This window comes from Roseospira navarrensis, assembly GCF_009601025.1.
Lineage (GTDB): Bacteria > Pseudomonadota > Alphaproteobacteria > Rhodospirillales > Rhodospirillaceae > Rhodospira > Rhodospira navarrensis.
The window spans coordinates 1-2,953 of record NZ_WIVE01000128.1; the positions used below are offsets into that span (position 1 = coordinate 1).

1 protein-coding gene is annotated in these 2,953 nt (G+C 70.1%); it reads right to left on the minus strand.

Features of this window, described 5'->3' with window-relative positions; genetic code table 11:
* Positions 1–142: 142 nt before the first annotated feature.
* Positions 143–1,807, minus strand: coding sequence for a peptidoglycan DD-metalloendopeptidase family protein (locus GHC57_RS18765; RefSeq protein WP_153347138.1), 1,665 nt, complete (start codon positions 1,805–1,807; stop codon positions 143–145).
* Between the last annotated feature and the right edge of the window lie 1,146 nt (positions 1,808–2,953).

A 2,953-nucleotide genomic window follows, 5' to 3' on the forward strand; every position in this document is an offset into this window, starting at 1 on the left:
CCCGTGCAATCCTGGCATGCATCGCCGGACTTATCTCGCCCAAACAACCAGCATGCATATCTAACGCAAACTGAGCCAAAAAAAATGGCGGGCCCCGCGAAGGGGCCCGCCGCCGTCTCGGATCGTGACACCTGACGGGATGTCACCGCTGCGGGCTGTCGTCCCCGCGCGTGCTGGCGATTTCGGTCTGGTCGCGCAGGCTGGCGTAGAGGCGGTCCACCTCGACCCGATGGGCCTGGAAGCGCTCCAACTCGGCGCCGGCCAGCCGCACGGCCGGCGGGAAGCGCACGTCCAGCGGGTTCACCTTGCGGCCGTTGCGGATGATCTCGTAGTGCAGGTGCGGCCCGGTGGACCGGCCGGTGGAGCCGACGCGGCCGATCACGTCGCCCTGTTCCACGCGCTGGCCGTTCTCCACCAGGATCCGGCTCATGTGGGCATAGGCGGTGGCGAACTCGGCGTTGTGGCGGAGCTGCACGTACTTGCCGTAGCCGCCCTTGCGGCCGGCGTAATGCACCACGCCGTCGCCGGCGGCATAGATCGGGGTGCCGGTGGGCGCGGCGAAGTCCACGCCCGTGTGCATGCGCGAGTACCCCAGGATGGGGTGGTGCCGCATGCCGAAGCTGGAGGACAGGCGCGCGCCGTCGATGGGCGTGCGCATCAGCGGCTTGCGGATGCCGTGGCCGTCCTCGTCGAAATGGTCGATGAAGCCGTCCTCGGTCTCGAAGGCGTAGGCCGCGATCCGCTCGCCGTTGTTGGTCAGGGCCACGAACAGGATGTCGCCGTCGCGCACATGGCGGCCGTCGGCGGTCAGGTACTGCTCGTACATGATCTCGAAGGTGTCATCCTTCTGGATGTCGCGCTGGAAATCGATGTCGTAGGACAGGACGCGGATCATGTCCGCCAGCGCGGCCTCCGAGACACCCGCTTCGACGGCGGCCTGGTACAGGCTGAGCGTGATGGGGCCGCCGAACCGCACGGTTTCGGTGGTCAGGGCCTCCTTGATCTCCTGCACGCCGTAGCCGGCGTCGCTGTCGGGATCGGCCAGCACCAGGATGCGGGTGCCGGTGGCGGGTTCGAAGTCGAAACCCAGGAAGCCAAGCTGGTCGCCCTCGGGCTCCGAGAAGCGGATGTTCACGACGTAACCGGGGCGCATGCGGCGCGGGTCGAACAGCTCTTCCATGGCCGTGACGGCCTTGTGGGCCTCAAGGCGCGCGACGCCCGCGTCGATCAACAGGCCGATGAGTGTGTCGCCGCGATCCACGCGGGCCGCGACCTGCACCGGCGCGGGCGGCAGGGTGGCCGGCCCGGTGGGCGTGGCTGTCGGGTCGGCGCTCCCGCCGGGCAGGCTGGCCAGCGTCAGGTCGGTGGCGCGCGGCGTCTCTGTGGTCGCCTGCGGATGGCCGGCTTCGGTGACGAAAGCGGTGAGGCCGTCCGCCTGGTCGTCCGGTTCGGCCGCCGTCTCCGCCTCGAGGTCGGCCCGCCATTGCGGCGGCACCGGGGGCGGGACGGGAATGGCGTCCGCCTGTGTAATCGCCGTCGGTTTGCGCGCCGGGCGGGGCACCGCCGCGCCGTCCAGCGCGGCCACCACGGCGATGTCGCCGCTGTCCCGGGCGAGCGCGGCCGGGGCCGGGGCCAGCGCGGCCCCCATCACCAGTGCGCCCAGCGCCGTGGCCGTCAGGGCGCGGACCGTCGGCGGCGCGCAGCGGGGGGCGCGCTGTGGCGTGGCGGACGATGAGGCTGGAAGCGTCTGGTGGTGGTGTCGCTGCTGCGGTCGCTCGTGCGTCCGGATGACCCGGTGTCTTCGCATCCCCTCGATCTCCATGCCTGCCCCGTGATGCGTGTCTGGGCGGTTGTCTCCGCCGCCGTGATGTGTCCGGCGTGATGCGCCGTGGTTTGATCGTCGCCCGGAAAGTGCTGGGCTGTCCTGACCCGCCGCCGACTGCGGGTACCCGGAAACGGCGAAATCCTCAAGAACTTTAATGTTGACGATCCCCGATCCAGCCACCTTGCAGAGTTCGACTCGCAATGTCAACTGAAGAGTCTTTGAAAACAAGACTCTCCACCGTGTTCTTTGAGTCACAATTCATGCCGTCGGGCCAAGGTCTTGTGGCTCCTGAGTCACACTGTCGCCCCCGAAAGAGGGGTCCGTGCGGGGTCTCAGGCGGACCGGACGGCCGGTGTCCGTGGTTGCGCGGCGGGGGTCGGTCCGGGTCCGGCGGCCCCCATGCCCTGCGTCGGCTGTCCTGGGTGACGGCGGGACCGCCACGGGTGGGGCGCCGTACTGCCTCCCGCGAGAAGGGACAGCAGGCGCGACCCATATCTTTCAAATCCTGCCGGCCCGGGCAAGGGCTAATACCGCCCGACGACACGGTGCACCTGTTTGTCGGACGGCCGGCCCGACCGGGCCTGCGCCCTCGGCGCCGCTTCGCGGCGCCATCCTAGAGATGGCCGCCCTTAGGCGGCCGGGGCGGCGGAGCCGATGAACCGGAGGAGTCCGATTCATCGTCGATCCGTATAAAGCGCTGCCGGGCAGGGCGGCGGGTGGCGGAGGGGGCGCCGGGGGGCTTGCCACCGACCAGGCGTGGGGGGCTTGCCACCGACCAGGCGTTGCGACCGGGCTCGGCCGGGGTTGGGTCGCTTAATAGGCCCGCGCGCGCGTGGGGAGCGACCGGCATCCGATCGGGCGTCGGTCCGGGCCCCATGCCCCCGCCCGTGCCGCCGCAGAGTCGGCCCAAACCGGCCGGCCCCGTCGGTCTCCGTGCCGGACGGGCTCCCGTCCCGCTCCATCAGGCTTTCGGATCGGTTCAGCCGACCCCTTGATTCCATGGGTGTTTTTCAGGGCCGGACGGGCGTGCGACATTTTTCTGACATTTCCTGTTGACCGGGACGGGTTGGGTGCGTAGAAACCGGCCTCCCGACGCGGCGGGGCTGCCCGAGAGGGCGGCGCGGCCGG

Coding starts and splice junctions, on each gene's coding strand:
- GHC57_RS18765 (WP_153347138.1), bottom strand. CDS start 1,807: ATGCGAAGACACCGGGTCATCCGGACGCACGAGCGACCGCAGCAGCGA.